Origin of the sequence: Burkholderia theae (assembly GCF_048565265.1) — a bacterium.
Lineage (GTDB): Bacteria > Pseudomonadota > Gammaproteobacteria > Burkholderiales > Burkholderiaceae > Burkholderia > Burkholderia theae.
The window spans coordinates 2,016,560-2,029,902 of the sequence record NZ_CP183461.1; the positions used below are offsets into that span (position 1 = coordinate 2,016,560).

The window sequence follows — 13,343 nt, forward strand, 5'->3', positions numbered from 1 at the left end:
CCGCACACCATCGAGAGGAAGACCATGTCCGAACTGCAATCCCTGATCGCGGCCGTGAAGGAAAAGGCCGAAGAGCTCGTCGTGCTCGTCGCCGGCAACCTGCCGCACAACCAGACGTTGACCGAGCTGGCCGGCGCGCTGCACGACGCGCTGTCCGATATCGACGGCCGCGTCGCGGCGATCGAAGCGGCCGCGAAGGCCGACCTGTCGACGCTCGAAGACGCCCTGAGCGAGAAACTGACCGCGTTCGTCAACGGCAAGATCGACACGTTCGCCCAGGGCGTCACGTCGACGCTGCAGAGCCACATGTCCCAGGTGCAGCAGGCCGTCACGCTGGCCGACCAAGCGCTCGGCACCGCGAAGCTCGTACAGGCCGACTTCATGCTCGCCCAGGGCAAGACGGCGGCCCAGGACACCGACGCGACGAAGACGCCGACCGACGCGCAGGCATAAGGGGAGGGCGCACCCATGTCCGCACCTGGCAAGTACATCGGCACCGTGCCCTGCAAGACGAAGGGCTGCTCGGAAGTCGTGAGGGTCAAGCTGAACAGGGGCGGACGCGCCTACGGCAAGTGTGATCGCTGCACGTGCCGTTTCGAGTACGACGGCGTTGCGCACTCACAGCGTTTCGTGCGAGAGGAAGTCACGCTGATGGCTGACCCTTACGACGACAACCCCGGGAATCCCGGGGAAACCACGCCTCCCGGCGGCCCGACCCCGGCCGCTAATCCCAAGCAAATCCCGGAGAAACCGAAGCGGCGCTCGCTGCTCGCGGGCACTCCCTTCGAAGGGCTCTGACCATCATGGATATCAAGGCGCTCGACCAGATCGGGCAGGAAGAGGCGGCGGAGCGCGCGGCGCTCGCCGACGAGCAACAGCAGCAGCTGCAGGCTGAAGAGGCGAAGGAAGCCGCATCGCTGTCGGACCAGTATTTCTTCGGGCTGAACAAGGCGCGCAGCGTCGTGCTGAAGATGCTGCCGGAGTGCACGGACGACTGGACCGACGACGTTACGCGCGAGATTGCCGACGCGCTGGCCGAATGCGATGCGTACTACGGCTGGGGCGGTGTCACGAACGTCATCAAGCATCCGCTGCTGAAGCTGGCGGTCGCTGCCGTGCCGCTCGCCTGGAGCATCGGTTTCGCGCTGCGCAACCGGCGCATGCGCGCGCAGATGGAAGCGGCGGCCGCCGGCAAGCATCACGTCGTGCGCGCCGTCGCGCCGGCACCGGCGAAGCCCGGGCAGAACGTCGAGCCGATGCCTGCTGCCGCTGCAGAACCGGCACCGGACGCGCAGGCCGGCGAGCCTGCATTCGTCGGTGTCGACCCGGGCGCGCTGATGGCTGACCAGATGGTGGCGGCATGACGCGGCGCACCGGCACGCGGCACGGCGGCATCATCGGCGTGATCGGCCGCTCGCGCTCGGGCAAAGGCGTGTGGATCAAGCGCTATTTCCTCCCGAAGGTGCGCGGCCCGATCCTGGTGTGGTCGCCTCTCGAAATCTCCCGGCCGGACGACTACGCGGGCGAGATCGGCGGCGAGCGCGTCTATACGATCCAGGAGCTGGTGAAGGCGCTGGCCGCCGGCAAAACGCGCCTGGTGTTCGTGCCGTCCCAGGACGACGCCGAGCGCGAAGCGCAGTTCGATCGCTTCTGCAGAATCCTGGAGAATCCCGGGTTCAAACGGTGGACCGTCATCGTCGAAGAGCTGATGCTGGTCACGAAGCCGCACAAGGCTCCGACCGCCTGGAAGAGCATGACGACGGCCGGCGCGCACTCGCGCGAGATGACGCTGATCGGCGTGTCGCAGCGGCCCGCCCAGGTCGACAAAGACTTCCTCGGCAACTGCACCGAGATTCACTGTTACGCGGTGTCGAACGTGGCCGATGCGAAGGTGATGGCCGACGTGCTGTTCGTCGACAAGGCTGAAATCCTCGGCCTGCAGAAGTTCCACTACATCCATCGCGACGCGGAGAAAGGGGAGGTGACCACGGGCGTCGTGTCGTACGAGTAGCGTCGAAGCAACATTTTTTGCAGGCCCGGAAAGCCGGGAATCCCTGATCTGACAAGGGATTCCCGGCTTTTGTCATTTCCGGCGCCCGTCCGCAGGATGAGGGCTCTTTCACCCCATAGAACGCTACGTGTCCCTCTCCGCCTACCTGCCCTCGAAGCACCGCCTCGCCCAGGAAGTCATCGCGACGACGGTCGGCGTCCTGGTCGCCGCCTGGATCATTTCCAAGTGGCCGGCCGCGAAGAAGCTGGTCGACGGCAACACGATCTGGTCCACGTCGCAATCTGACTTCCCCAACTCCTGAGGTCCACATGAAAAACCCGCACGTCAAGACCGCCATCGTCGTTCTCGGCACCTTCGCCCTTTGCGCCTTCATCCAGAAGTCGGTGTTCCAGATCCCGGTGATCGGCCCGTACCTCCCGGGCGGCGCTAGCGCAGCCTAAGCGCCTCGCGGCAACGGTCCACCTTCACGAACATAGGAGCGCGCGATGCGCAAAGAGCAACTCGTCAACCTGCAGAACGTCAACCCGGGGCAGACCGCGCTGCTGTCGATCCCGTGCGGCCCGACGTACGAGCGGATCAAGCTGTACTTCACCGGCGGCCTGCTGATCTCGATGATCGACCTCATCACGATCAAGCAAAACGGTAAGCCCGTGTGGGCCGTGGCCGGCTCGGATTTGCTCGCACAGAACCTGTACGAGGGCAAGCCGAACCCGACCAACGTCGCGCTGATCGACTTCACGCGGCGCGGCGCGAAAAGCTCGGCGACGAAAAACAGCGCGGGCGTCACGATCCAGTCCACGCAGGTGCAGGAAGAGCTGTTCACGTGCCTGGCAACGGCCGGCCTGCAGCAATGCACGATGGAAATCAAGATCAACGCGTCCGCGCCGGCCGGCGTCGGCATGACGGCCTGGGCGCAGGAAAGCGATCCGTCCAAGAACCCCTGGGTTTTCAAGGAACAGTCGGCGACCTACGCTCTGATGACGGTCGGGCAAAACGACATTGCGCTGCCGGTGCAGCAAGCCGGTTCGGTCATCACGAAGATCTACCTGCACCAGTCGAACTACGGCCAGGCCGGCGCGGGCTCGATCCAGTCGCTCCAGATCCGCAACAACCAGGTGATCATTTCCGAAGGCACCCCGGCGGTGTACCAGGACGACCAGACCGACTACCAGAAGGTGCCGCAGGCTGGCCTGTTCGTCGTCGACTTCGATCTGCAGGGCATGCGCGAGAAGTGGCTCAACACGACGCTCTCGAAGAACGTGTTCATCCGCGTCATCACGCAGACCGGGCCGGTGTTCCTGATGGGCTACGCGAAAATCGTCGACCCGATCAACCGCTAACCGACCGGGAGGCGGCATGTCGCTCTACGATTTCTCCCTCGACGGGACCGACGTCGGATCCGGTTCGGTTGACCCGAGTGGGGCGGATGCGTCGACGCTGTACGGGATCTACGGTCCCGATTCGACGAATTCGAACTACACGTATACGACGAGCCAAGACACGTCGGACAACACGAGCCTGCCGTCGACGCTCGGCCAGCTGCAGACGAACGGCAGCACGAATTCGAGCGGCAACAACGGTGCGCTGTGGCTGTCGGGCTTCCAGTCGCTGTTGGGCGCGGCCGTGGCCGGCGACGCGATCGCCAACGGCCTGACGGCCCAGGGCAATGTGCCGTATTACCGCGCACCGAACGGGACCACGTATCCGGTCGGCACCGGGCCGAGCCTGACGCGCGGTAACGGTATGGGCATGCTGTTGCTGATCGGCCTGGCCGTGCTGCTGCTCGATCGCGGGGAGGGCTGATGACTTCCCCTATCACTGCAGGCGCGCCGTCCTGGGCCGGTATGCCTTCACTGCAAGCCGCGTTCGGCGGCGGCCCATCGGCCGCGTACTCGACGACGAACAGCACGTTCAATGACGGCTCGTTCGTCGTCTCGAACGGCGGCGGCTCGCTCGATACCGCGTTGGCCGGCACCGCGGCGGTCGGCAGCGGAATCCTGCAGCAATACCTTCCTTACCTCTTGATCGGGGCGGTCGCATGGTACGCGCTGAAGCATCGCAAGGCGTGACCATGCGGCCGGCGACGCGCGACGAAATCGCGCGCATGTTCGCGCCCGTCGATCGCTGGATGACGACGGGCGAGGGCGCGGCCGACTGCGCGGCGAAGGGCGATTGCTTCGTGCTCGAGCAAGAGGGCGTGCCGGTGCTCGCCTGGTCGCTGAAGGTCGACGGCGGCGAACTATTCATCCAGGCAGCGGCCGGCCGCGCCGGTTTCGACCTGACCGAATTCGGGCTCGCGCTCGTCGAACGCCAGGCGGAAGGATTCCGGTCGATCGCCTTCCGCACGCGTCGGCGCGGCCTCATCAAAAAAGCCATCGACAGCGGCTTCTATCCGGCATGGCGCCGGGGCGACGTCGTGCTGATGCGAAAGGACCTGAAATGATTCTTCGCCCTCAACAGATTCACCTGGTCCGCCTCGGCCTGCCGGCGACGCCGTGCAACGGTGGCAGTTCGAGCAGCTCGGACAAGACCAGCAACCAGAACGTCGACCAGCGGCTTGACGTCGGTGGCGGCGGCGTCGGCGCGACTGCGTCGAGCGGCGGCTCGGTCAACATCAACGTGACGCCGACCGATCAAGGATCGATCGCCGCATCGTTCGGCCTAGCGCATGACGCGCTTTCCGACGTGACGGCAATCGGCACGTCGTCGGTGAGCGCGAGCTCGCACACGGCCGAGCTCGCGATCAACGGCGCGCTGGATAGCGTCGCGGGCGCGCAGGCGGCATTCCAGCAAGCCACGCAGGCGGTGCAGTCTGCATACCAGGATTCGTCGCAACAGGTCGCCGCCGCATACCAGGATTCGAAGACCGGCAACCAACGCGTGATCGTGATCGGCGCGCTCGTCGTCGTCGGCCTGGTCGTGCTCGCGCCGGTGCTGCGGGAGGCCGCGTAATGCAGACGATTAAGCAGCTCATCAAGGGTGGATCGGTCGGTCAACGGTTCCCGATCCAGGGGAAGGTATTTTTTCTGCAGGGTGCCGACCAGGGCAACAACGTGTCGGTCAAGTTCGACTCTGGGAACTCCGAACTGTACGAGGTCGATAACGTCGGTCAGTCGTTCAAGGCGACGCCGCGCGGTGGCTTCGCAGGGGTCACGCTTACGGTCGCGGTCGACACGAACGTCATTTTCATCATCACGGACGGCGACGTAGACCTGCAGTTCCTGCAGACCACCGTCACCATCGCGAATGCGATCGGCAACCCGGTTCCCGTCGTCGTAGAGGGCACGGTGAACGTGTCGGGCGCGACGCTGACCGCAACGAACGTCGGCATCAACAACACGACCGCGAACCCCGTGCCGGTGCAGCCGATGCAGGCGACGAGCGTAACGGACGCCGCGCCGGTGCCCGTGCCGGCCTTCAACGGTGGCGCGCCGAACCAGGTGCATTTCCGCCCGGCGGGCGCATGCCGCGCGCTGCGCGTCGCGAACCCGCTCGCGTCGACGGGCAAGCTGTTCGTCGGCGGGGCAGGCGTTACGCCGACCAACGCAGTGATCGTGCTGCTGCCTGGCGATATCTGGAGTGAGACGGACGCGCCGCAGATTGACTGGTACGCGACGAGCGACACCGGCGCGTCGGCAAACCTGCAGGTGATCGCATGAGCGGCCGCTTTTCCGGAATCGCCGCGCGCCTCGCGAGCGCGAACTACGGCGCGAACATCGTCGCGTATACGCAACCGCAGGCGGGGGCGGTGCCGAGCACGCTGCAGCAAAAAGCGCTGCTGTCGAAGAGCCTCAACGAATTCGACAACGTGCAAGACGCGATCAACGCGACCGACCTCGAAGGCGAGTTGTACATTCCGGCCGGCTTCAACGTGCTGGCCGCCGCGTACGACAACCGCTACGGCGCGAAGCTGAAGGGACCGGGCGCGCTGATGCTCGCGGACGGCCTGTCCACGTCGCCGGTGTCGGTGCGAAAGCAAAACCTGTCGTGGCAAGACACGCAGATCGTGAGCAACCGTCAGCTTGCGTCGAACGTGATCGCCAACGTGCGCGCCGGCGCGGGAAACAAAATCATCCTGTCGGGGCCGAGCACGGTCGCGGGCGATGGCCTGGTCGACACCACGTTCAAGCTCGACCAGCTGCTGACCGTCGCCGCGCTCGATCGCGGTATCCAGTTCCAGACGATCATCAACGCAGGGCACGGCGGCGCAAAGATCGATGATTGGCTGGTCCCCAGCACGGGCTACCTTGACCAGGACATGGCGCAGGGGCCGACCGGATACCTGATGGCGTGGGGCGCAAACGACCCGGGCGCAATGCAGGCGGCCGACGCAAAGGCGTTCATCGACAAGTACTACCAGGGCCTGTCGCGCATCCGCGCGTCGTATCCGGTCGGCACGCTCGCGCTGTACCTGTGCGTGCCGATGACGATGGGCGACACGCCGTCCGGGCGCTGCGAATACTGGTGCGAAATGATCGCGCCAGGTATCCGCGCGCTGGCCGAGCACTTCGATTGCGTGCTGATCGACCTGTACACGTTCGCGCAGCAAGCGCGCAGCGCGGCAACGCACTGGATGGCCGACGACATCGTTGCGGGCTCGGGGCGCGTGATCCACCCGAACGAAAACCTGAACGCGCACTACGCGCAGCTGCTAGCGGACGTGATTTGGCCGATGGCTGGCCTGACGGGGCAGCGCACGAATCGCGTGTTCAACCTGTCGAGCGCGCAGGGTGGCGGCACGCTGTACAGCGCAACCGCGATGCCGAGTCAGATGTTGATGGGCATCGGTATGTACCGCACGGATGCATCGTGGACATTCGGTCCGCACACGTACAACGGCGCGGTGTACACGTTCAAGCAAGCCGATACGGTCACGTGGCAGTTGGTCGCGGACTACGGCGCGAACCCCTGGATGATGATTCGCGCGGCCGTGACGGGCACCAACGCGTGGGGTGCGCCCGTACCGCTGGTGAATCAGGCCGCCAATCTGACTGTCGCGTCGGGCTGGTCGGGAACGCCGAGCGTGTGCAACAAGCAATGCCGGTGCGCGATTCGAGGCACGCAGTCGCAGCCGGCCGGCGCGGTCGCGTCGGGCGCGACCGTGGCGACGTTGCCAGCAGGCTATGCGCCGGCCGCACCGGTGCCGATCGTGATCGCGTATTCGGGCGGCTCGTCGGGCGACGGCACCGCGCCAGGGCGGATCAATGCGAACGGAACGATCGTCATCCTCGCGGCCGTCGCGGGCGCAGCGAACCTCCAGTACGTCGGCACCTGGGATCTCGACTGATGGCCGACAACACGGGGCTCGCGGTTCTCGTGCTCGCGGCCGGCGCGGCGGCGCTTCTCTACTCGCAGTCGAGCAGCGCGAGCGTCGCACCGAGCGATTCGAGCAGCTCGACGGACCTGGGATTTTCTGACCTGCTCGATAGCGCATCCGGCGCTTGGAGCGACTTGAACGGAACGGTGAACACTATGCTTGGCACGGCTGACAATCCGAACTCCAACGGCTACGACGCGAACCTGTCCGCATTCCTGTACATGCTGCGCATGGCTGAGTCGAACAATCGCTACAACGTCATCAACGGCGGGCGCACGTTCACCGACTACAGCCGGCACCCGGACATCGGAGTGCCGATCCCGTGGCGCCCCGGTTACGTCAGCACGGCGGCCGGCGCGTACCAGTTCATCTTCAGCACCTGGAACCAGGTTGCAGGGGAAGCGGGACTCGTCGACTTCACGCCGGCCAGCCAGGACGCCGGCGCGGTGCAATACCTGTCTGACCTGGGCGCATTGCCGTACATCGAAGCCGGCGACTTGAACGGCGCATACGCACAGATCAATTCGACGGGCGTCATCTTCGAGAGCCTGCCGAACTCGCAGGGGCACAACCGCAGCCCCTCGCAACTGCAGTCGTGGTATCAGGCGGCCGGGGGAGTACTCGCATGAAAGACACGGCCAACAACCTCGCGCTCGGGCTCGGCGTCGCTGTGCTCGGCTTCGCGCTCTATCGCTACTTCAAAGGACAGGGCGCGACGAACGCGGCCGCACCGTCGTCGTCAACGCCCGCCGTCGTTTCCGGGCAGAGCGGCAGCGGTTTTCCTGGCGCGCTATCCACGCTGCTGAATTTCGGCGGCTCGACGAACGGCACGACGCCGCTCGCCGTCGACAACCCGTACGCGTCCACGTCGTGGAACCCGGATGCGTTGAGCGGCGCGATGTCTCAGGACCTGTCGGATGCGCTTGCAAAGGCAGGCGAGGCGGGGATCAACAACTATGGTTTCACGCTGCCATGAGCCTAAAAGCGAACGCTGCAGGGCTCGCGATCGGCGCGGGCGTGATCCTGATCGGCCTGGCCTACGTGAAGCGAGGCTCGATCGTCGCATCGGCCGGCCAGGCCGTGAGCAACGTCGACGGCACGCTGACGGGGGCCGTCCTGCAGATCCCGGGCGCATCCGCGCTGACCGATCCGGCTACGGGCGACTTCAACCCGGCAGCGGCCGGCTACGCGTCCGGCCAGGCAACGCGCGATTGGCTCGGTCAGCAATGGTCGAGCGTGAAGAACTGGTTCACGCTCGCCGGCACGTCGCCGGACCCGACCTTTGACACCGGCAACAGTGCAGGGTGGGGCGGCGGCACCAGTGACGTATCACCGGGAAACGGTGCGGCGCCGACCGATTTCGGCAACTTCCTTTCGTTGTGACACCAGGAGAAAACCATGTCCTTACTCGATCGGCTCGGCGAACCGAGCACGCACGCCGGCATCGGCGTACTCGCAACCGCAGCGTCGACGGCCGCTATCCAGCTCGGCGCGAACCCGACGAAGGTCGGCGCGATCACCGCGATCCTCCAAGCGCTGTTCGGCCTGTTCGCCGTGTTCGTGCCGGACAGCCCGTCGACGCCGCCGACCGGCGCGCCGGGGGCGTAATGGATATCGGGCAGGCGTTGACGATCGGCGTAAGCGTCGTGAATCTGCTGGCGGTGCCGGTAGTCGCCATCAAGATCAGCGTCACGCTGGAGCGACGCCTGACGCGCATTGAAACGAAACTCGGGATCGATAAATAGGAGGATCTATGTCGAAGCACCATAAGCGTCGTACGCCGCCGCGCGACAACAAAGGCCGCTTCCGTCGCCGGAAGTAAAAAAGCCCCGGGAAACCGGGGCTTTTTGTTAGAACGCGCCTCCTTGCGATATGCAGGATATGTCGATGAATTCATGGCCTCGAGCGCGCATGCCGGAAACATCTGCCCGCGCGCGGCTACCCTGGACGATAGAGTTGCCCGTAGCCGGCGTGCCCTCGATCGTGACGCCGTACATGCGAGGCGGGGCCGTCCCAGGGCCGCGCGGAAACAGCGGTGAGTTGTGCTCAAAACCGAATACAGCAACAACCGGCAGGCCGTTGAACGTGATTCCTCGACGCGGCGGATAGTACGCAATGTCCGACACGAATGGGCGGCGCAGCGATGCCGCCTCAGCTCGCACGAAAGGAATGGCTCCGTTGAAGACATTGCAGCTGAGTATCGGGTACGACAGATCTTCAGCGTGTGCGGTAAGACATGCAGCGGCGAGCGTGAGTGCAACGGTAAGCTTCAAAACGGTCTCCTTCGGTTGTTTAGGCGATCCAGCGCTCGGCGGGCGCAGGCGGTATCAGCTCCAGTTGCACGAGCGCCGGGTATTGGATGATGGGGTCATTTGCGGCGCACGGCGCGGACGCGGCGTGCTGCGCGCAAGACCTCGCGGAAATTTTCTCGTCGTGTGCCGCCCAGGTCATTTCGCGAACGCGGTTCCCGTGCTCGTACCGGCGCAGGCGCAGCAGCTCGGGCACCCAGAATGGTACGCGCTCGCGGCCGACCAGCCAGTCGTGCACCGTGCGCTCTGATCGGCGCAGCTCCCGCGCCAGTTGCTTGATTGGCCGATCTGCAGCGTAGTGTCGAAGCTCGGCCGGGTTCCCGTATCGTTGGTTGGGGTACTTCATCGTCTTATTTGTCCGAAAAAAAAAGCCCGGGGAATCCGGGCTTTGCATGGTGCGATGTGGGCCTTACAACTTCTTTGGGGTCTAATCAGACAAATCGCGATTTGACGTTGATAATGTTGATTATGTCAAATACGATATTCACGTCTCCCAACCCCTGATTCCGTCGCCAACAACCCTCCGCGACCGTCAATCAATCTCCAGATCCCCAACCGTTTCCGCCCGCCGCGCCTCCCGCCGCGTCGTCGCAACATGCTTGCCACGCTTACCGACGGACGCCACCACCCGAAACGCCACCGGCGCGAACACGAGCCCGAACATCGTCGCGGCGAGCACGCCCCCGAACGCGCCGGTCCCGATCGACCGCCGGCTTTCCGCACCCGCGCCCGTCGCCAGCACGAGCGGCACGACCCCGAGCAAAAATGCCATCGACGTCATCACGATCGGCCGGAATCGCGCGGCGGCCGCGTCGATCACCGCCTGCCGCAGCGGCACACCTCGCCCGGCCAGATCGCGCGCGTACTGCACGATCAGGATCGCGTTCTTCGCCGCCAATCCGACCACGGTGATCATCCCGACCTTGAAATACACGTCGTTCGGCATGTCGCGCGCGAGCGCCGCCGCAATCGCGCCGATCATGCCGAGCGGCACGATCGTCAGCACCGACAGCGGAATCGTCCAGCTTTCATACAGCGCGGCCAACGCCATGAACACCGCGAGCACGGACAGCCCGACGAGCAGCGGCGTTTGCCGTGCGGCGACCTGCTCCTCGCGCGCCGCGTCGACCCAGTCGAAGCCGATCCCAGCGGGCAGCGCGCCGGCGAGCCGCTCCATCTCCGCCATCGCCGCGCCCGAACTCGTGCCGGTCGCCGGCCGGCCGCTGATGTCGAGCGACGGATAACCGTTGTACCTATTCAGCATCACCGGGCCGATCGTCCAGTGCGGCGCGGCAATCGCCGACAGCGGCACCATGTCGCCGGTGCGGTTCGGCACCGTCAGCGCCATCAGCTGCGCATCGGTCGCGCGTGCGGTCGGGTCGGCCTCGATGATCACCCGCCGCATCCGCCCTGACGCCGGAAAATCGTTGATGTAGTTCGAGCCGAACGTACCGCCCAGCAACCCCGCGATCCGCTCGAACGGTACGCCGAGCGCATACGCCTTCGCGCGATCGACGTCGAGCTCGATACGCGGCGCGTCCGGCAGGTCTTCGAAATGCACGGCGGCGAGCAACGGATCGGCCTTCGCGCGTTCGGAAAGCTGCTCGCGAGCCGCCTTCAACGCGTCGAGCCCGACACCGCCCCGATCCTCGAGCCGGAACGTGAATCCGTCGGAATGCCCGATACCGCGCACCGACGGCGGCAGCGACGCTTCGACGTCGCCGTCGAGAATCGTGCCGAAACGCTGGTTGAGCCGGTCGCGCAACGCCATCGCGTCGGAGTCGCGCTTCGCCCAGTCCTTCAGCTCCACGAACGCCATCCCGACGTTCTGCCCGCTGCCCGCGAAACTCCAGCCGATCACGCTCGTCACGTTCGCGATCGCCGGCTCCGCATGCAGCACCGCCTCGACACGCTCGACGACCGCGAGCGTGCGCGCCTGCGTGGCACCGGCCGGCAACTGGATCATCACCTGCAGTTGCCCCTGGTCCTCGGTCGGCAGGAAGCCGCCCGGCATCATCCAGTAAAGCAGCCCGCAGACGATCACGAGTGCCGCGTAGACCGCCACGACCATGCCGGTGCGGCGCACGGCGAACACCGCGACGCGGCGATAACCGGTTTCGGCGCGCGTGAACGCCGCACCGAACCGGTCGGCCAGGCGCGCGCCGATCCCGCGTCGCCGCGCACGGCCGGTTGCGCCGTCGTGTCGCGCGACCGGCTTCAGCAGGTTCGCGCACAGCGCGGGCGTGAGCGACAGCGCCATGAACGACGACACCAGCATCGACGCGATCATCGCCACCGCGAACTGCCGGTAGATGCCGCCGACGGTGCCCGGAAAGAACGCCATCGGCACGAACACGGCGGTCAGCACCGCGGTCACGCCGACGATCGCCCCACCGATCCGCTTCATCGCGCGGCGCGTCGCGTCGCGCGGCGACACGCCCTCCTCCATCACCCGGTGCACGCTCTCGACGACGACGATCGCATCGTCGACGAGGATGCCGATCGCCAGCACGAGGCCGAACATCGTGAACACGTTGATCGACAGCCCGAACGCCCACATCGCGACGAACGCACCCATCAGCGTGACGGGAATCACGACGGTCGGCACCAGCGTGTAGCGCAGGTCGCGCAGGAACAGCCACATCACGCAGAACACCAGCACGACCGCCTCGATGAGCGTCAGCACGACTTCGCGGATCGCGATCTTCACGAAATGCGCGCCGTCGAACGGAATCTCGATCGCGACGCCCGGCGGCAATGTCCTCGACAGCTCGGCGAGCCGCGCGCGGATCGCGTTCGACGTTTCGAGCGCGTTGCCGCGCGGGCCGAGCTGGATGCCGACGGTCGCCGCCGGCCGGCCGTTCAGCCGCGAATAGAACGAATAGTCGTCGCGGCCGATCTCGACCCGCGCGACGTCGGCGACGCGCACCGCCGAACCGTCCGTCTTCGACTTCAGCACGATCCGGCCGAACTCGTCCGGCGACGCGAGCTGCCCCTTGACGACGATCGACGCGGTGAGCTGCTGGCCGCCCGGAAACGGCGCATCGCCGATCGCGCCGGCCGTCACAGTCGCGTTCTGCGTGCCGATCGCCGCGATCACGTCGTCGGCGCCGACTCCGTATTCGCGCAGCTTGTGCGGATCGAGCCAGACCCGCAGCGCTTCGTCGGCGTCCCACAGTTCGGCTGCGCCGACGCCCGGCGCGCGCTTCAGTTCGCGCAGCACGTAGCGGTTCAGGTAATCGCCGAGCTGCGCGGAATCGCGCGTGCCGTCGGTCGACGTCAGCGTGACGAGCATCAGGAACGTGTTCGCCGCCTTGAACACGCCGATCCCCTGCTGGACGACCTGCTGCGGCAACCGCGACTCGACCTGCTTCAGCCGGTTGTTCACGTCGACGAGCGCGATGTCCGGATCGGTGCCGGGCGAAAACGTCACGTCGATCTCGAGGTTGCCGTGACCGTCGCTGCTCGTCTCGTAGTACAGGAGCCCGTCGGCACCGTCGAGGCTTTCCTCGATGATGCTGCCGACGTCGCCGTCGACCGTCTCGGTCGACGCGCCCGGATACGCGGCGGTGATCACGACCCGCGGCGGGGCGAGGCGCGGATACTGCGCGATCGGAAGCTGCGGAATCGCGAGCACGCCCGCGACGACGATCGCGAGCGCGACGATCCACGCAAAGACGGGACGATCGATGAAAAACGACGGCAT

Annotated in this window: 21 protein-coding genes; 18 read left to right on the plus strand and 3 right to left on the minus strand. The window is 65.9% G+C overall.

The genetic code is table 11. The features are described from left to right. Positions 1-24 precede the first annotated feature (24 nt). The 18 genes from ACN22W_RS09490 to ACN22W_RS09575 all read left to right on the plus strand — a co-directional run bounded on the left by ACN22W_RS09490 (position 25) and on the right by ACN22W_RS09575 (position 9,073). Complete coding sequence (locus tag ACN22W_RS09490) at positions 25-453, plus strand: hypothetical protein (RefSeq protein ID WP_419683780.1); 429 nt, start codon at positions 25-27, stop codon at positions 451-453. Positions 454-468: 15 nt separating this feature from the next. After that, positions 469-798, plus strand: coding sequence for a hypothetical protein (locus ACN22W_RS09495; RefSeq protein ID WP_419683782.1), 330 nt, complete (start codon positions 469-471; stop codon positions 796-798). A gap of 5 nt (positions 799-803) precedes the next feature. Next, positions 804-1,364, plus strand: a complete 561-nt coding sequence (locus ACN22W_RS09500) for a hypothetical protein (RefSeq protein ID WP_419683784.1) — start codon at positions 804-806, stop codon at positions 1,362-1,364. Then, positions 1,361-2,011, plus strand: a complete 651-nt coding sequence (locus ACN22W_RS09505) for a hypothetical protein (protein ID WP_059728446.1) — start codon at positions 1,361-1,363, stop codon at positions 2,009-2,011. The genes ACN22W_RS09500 and ACN22W_RS09505 overlap by 4 nt, the downstream gene beginning before the upstream one ends. Before the next feature lie 127 nt (positions 2,012-2,138). After that, on the plus strand, positions 2,139-2,312 hold the full coding sequence (locus ACN22W_RS09510; RefSeq protein WP_419683787.1) for a hypothetical protein: 174 nt from the start codon (positions 2,139-2,141) through the stop codon (positions 2,310-2,312). 7 nt (positions 2,313-2,319) lie between these two features. Next, entirely contained in the window at positions 2,320-2,451 is a 132-nt protein-coding gene (locus ACN22W_RS09515; RefSeq protein ID WP_260449303.1) for a hypothetical protein, read from the plus strand. Positions 2,452-2,496: 45 nt separating this feature from the next. Further along, a complete protein-coding gene (locus ACN22W_RS09520) occupies positions 2,497-3,351 on the plus strand; it encodes a major capsid protein P2 (RefSeq protein ID WP_419683789.1) in 855 nt (284 codons plus the stop codon). A gap of 16 nt (positions 3,352-3,367) precedes the next feature. After that, on the plus strand, positions 3,368-3,814 hold the full coding sequence (locus tag ACN22W_RS09525) for a hypothetical protein (RefSeq protein ID WP_419683791.1): 447 nt from the start codon (positions 3,368-3,370) through the stop codon (positions 3,812-3,814). Then, positions 3,814-4,080, plus strand: a complete 267-nt coding sequence (locus ACN22W_RS09530) for a hypothetical protein (protein WP_419683793.1) — start codon at positions 3,814-3,816, stop codon at positions 4,078-4,080. Before ACN22W_RS09525 ends, ACN22W_RS09530 begins: the two co-directional genes overlap by 1 nt. Continuing rightward, a complete protein-coding gene (locus tag ACN22W_RS09535) occupies positions 4,050-4,454 on the plus strand; it encodes a hypothetical protein (RefSeq protein ID WP_419683795.1) in 405 nt (134 codons plus the stop codon). The genes ACN22W_RS09530 and ACN22W_RS09535 overlap by 31 nt, the downstream gene beginning before the upstream one ends. Then, positions 4,451-4,963, plus strand: a complete 513-nt coding sequence (locus ACN22W_RS09540) for a hypothetical protein (RefSeq protein WP_419683797.1) — start codon at positions 4,451-4,453, stop codon at positions 4,961-4,963. Before ACN22W_RS09535 ends, ACN22W_RS09540 begins: the two co-directional genes overlap by 4 nt. Next, complete coding sequence (locus ACN22W_RS09545) at positions 4,963-5,670, plus strand: hypothetical protein (protein WP_419683799.1); 708 nt, start codon at positions 4,963-4,965, stop codon at positions 5,668-5,670. The genes ACN22W_RS09540 and ACN22W_RS09545 overlap by 1 nt, the downstream gene beginning before the upstream one ends. Continuing rightward, positions 5,667-7,298, plus strand: coding sequence for an SGNH/GDSL hydrolase family protein (locus ACN22W_RS09550; protein WP_419683801.1), 1,632 nt, complete (start codon positions 5,667-5,669; stop codon positions 7,296-7,298). The genes ACN22W_RS09545 and ACN22W_RS09550 overlap by 4 nt, the downstream gene beginning before the upstream one ends. Next, positions 7,298-7,957: a hypothetical protein gene (locus tag ACN22W_RS09555; protein WP_419683803.1), complete on the plus strand. Its 660-nt coding sequence runs from the start codon at positions 7,298-7,300 to the stop codon at positions 7,955-7,957. Before ACN22W_RS09550 ends, ACN22W_RS09555 begins: the two co-directional genes overlap by 1 nt. Beyond that, positions 7,954-8,304, plus strand: coding sequence for a hypothetical protein (locus tag ACN22W_RS09560; protein WP_419683805.1), 351 nt, complete (start codon positions 7,954-7,956; stop codon positions 8,302-8,304). The genes ACN22W_RS09555 and ACN22W_RS09560 overlap by 4 nt, the downstream gene beginning before the upstream one ends. After that, on the plus strand, positions 8,301-8,711 hold the full coding sequence (locus ACN22W_RS09565; RefSeq protein WP_419683807.1) for a hypothetical protein: 411 nt from the start codon (positions 8,301-8,303) through the stop codon (positions 8,709-8,711). The genes ACN22W_RS09560 and ACN22W_RS09565 overlap by 4 nt, the downstream gene beginning before the upstream one ends. A 15-nt stretch (positions 8,712-8,726) precedes the next feature. Then, a complete protein-coding gene (locus tag ACN22W_RS09570) occupies positions 8,727-8,936 on the plus strand; it encodes a hypothetical protein (RefSeq protein WP_419683809.1) in 210 nt (69 codons plus the stop codon). Further along, a complete protein-coding gene (locus ACN22W_RS09575) occupies positions 8,936-9,073 on the plus strand; it encodes a hypothetical protein (protein WP_419683811.1) in 138 nt (45 codons plus the stop codon). Before ACN22W_RS09570 ends, ACN22W_RS09575 begins: the two co-directional genes overlap by 1 nt. A 105-nt stretch (positions 9,074-9,178) precedes the next feature. Here ACN22W_RS09575 and ACN22W_RS09580 read toward each other — a convergent pair whose 3' ends face one another. From ACN22W_RS09580 to ACN22W_RS09590, 3 genes are all read right to left on the minus strand, one after another. Continuing rightward, positions 9,179-9,601: a hypothetical protein gene (locus ACN22W_RS09580; protein ID WP_419683813.1), complete on the minus strand. Its 423-nt coding sequence runs from the start codon at positions 9,599-9,601 to the stop codon at positions 9,179-9,181. Between the two features lie 19 nt (positions 9,602-9,620). Then, positions 9,621-9,983, minus strand: coding sequence for a hypothetical protein (locus ACN22W_RS09585; protein WP_419683815.1), 363 nt, complete (start codon positions 9,981-9,983; stop codon positions 9,621-9,623). Between the two features lie 186 nt (positions 9,984-10,169). Next, the gene (locus tag ACN22W_RS09590) at positions 10,170-13,343 is read right to left on the minus strand and encodes a multidrug efflux RND transporter permease subunit (RefSeq protein ID WP_419683817.1); all 3,174 of its coding nucleotides are present in this window, start codon (positions 13,341-13,343) and stop codon (positions 10,170-10,172) included.

Coding starts and splice junctions, on each gene's coding strand:
- ACN22W_RS09490 (WP_419683780.1), top strand. CDS start 25: ATGTCCGAACTGCAATCCCTGATCGCGGCCGTGAAGGAAAAGGCCGAA.
- ACN22W_RS09495 (WP_419683782.1), top strand. CDS start 469: ATGTCCGCACCTGGCAAGTACATCGGCACCGTGCCCTGCAAGACGAAG.
- ACN22W_RS09500 (WP_419683784.1), top strand. CDS start 804: ATGGATATCAAGGCGCTCGACCAGATCGGGCAGGAAGAGGCGGCGGAG.
- ACN22W_RS09505 (WP_059728446.1), top strand. CDS start 1,361: ATGACGCGGCGCACCGGCACGCGGCACGGCGGCATCATCGGCGTGATC.
- ACN22W_RS09515 (WP_260449303.1), top strand. CDS start 2,320: ATGAAAAACCCGCACGTCAAGACCGCCATCGTCGTTCTCGGCACCTTC.
- ACN22W_RS09520 (WP_419683789.1), top strand. CDS start 2,497: ATGCGCAAAGAGCAACTCGTCAACCTGCAGAACGTCAACCCGGGGCAG.
- ACN22W_RS09525 (WP_419683791.1), top strand. CDS start 3,368: ATGTCGCTCTACGATTTCTCCCTCGACGGGACCGACGTCGGATCCGGT.
- ACN22W_RS09530 (WP_419683793.1), top strand. CDS start 3,814: ATGACTTCCCCTATCACTGCAGGCGCGCCGTCCTGGGCCGGTATGCCT.
- ACN22W_RS09535 (WP_419683795.1), top strand. CDS start 4,050: ATGGTACGCGCTGAAGCATCGCAAGGCGTGACCATGCGGCCGGCGACG.
- ACN22W_RS09540 (WP_419683797.1), top strand. CDS start 4,451: ATGATTCTTCGCCCTCAACAGATTCACCTGGTCCGCCTCGGCCTGCCG.
- ACN22W_RS09545 (WP_419683799.1), top strand. CDS start 4,963: ATGCAGACGATTAAGCAGCTCATCAAGGGTGGATCGGTCGGTCAACGG.
- ACN22W_RS09550 (WP_419683801.1), top strand. CDS start 5,667: ATGAGCGGCCGCTTTTCCGGAATCGCCGCGCGCCTCGCGAGCGCGAAC.
- ACN22W_RS09555 (WP_419683803.1), top strand. CDS start 7,298: ATGGCCGACAACACGGGGCTCGCGGTTCTCGTGCTCGCGGCCGGCGCG.
- ACN22W_RS09560 (WP_419683805.1), top strand. CDS start 7,954: ATGAAAGACACGGCCAACAACCTCGCGCTCGGGCTCGGCGTCGCTGTG.
- ACN22W_RS09565 (WP_419683807.1), top strand. CDS start 8,301: ATGAGCCTAAAAGCGAACGCTGCAGGGCTCGCGATCGGCGCGGGCGTG.
- ACN22W_RS09570 (WP_419683809.1), top strand. CDS start 8,727: ATGTCCTTACTCGATCGGCTCGGCGAACCGAGCACGCACGCCGGCATC.
- ACN22W_RS09575 (WP_419683811.1), top strand. CDS start 8,936: ATGGATATCGGGCAGGCGTTGACGATCGGCGTAAGCGTCGTGAATCTG.
- ACN22W_RS09585 (WP_419683815.1), bottom strand. CDS start 9,983: ATGAAGTACCCCAACCAACGATACGGGAACCCGGCCGAGCTTCGACAC.
- ACN22W_RS09590 (WP_419683817.1), bottom strand. CDS start 13,343: ATGCCGTCGTTTTTCATCGATCGTCCCGTCTTTGCGTGGATCGTCGCG.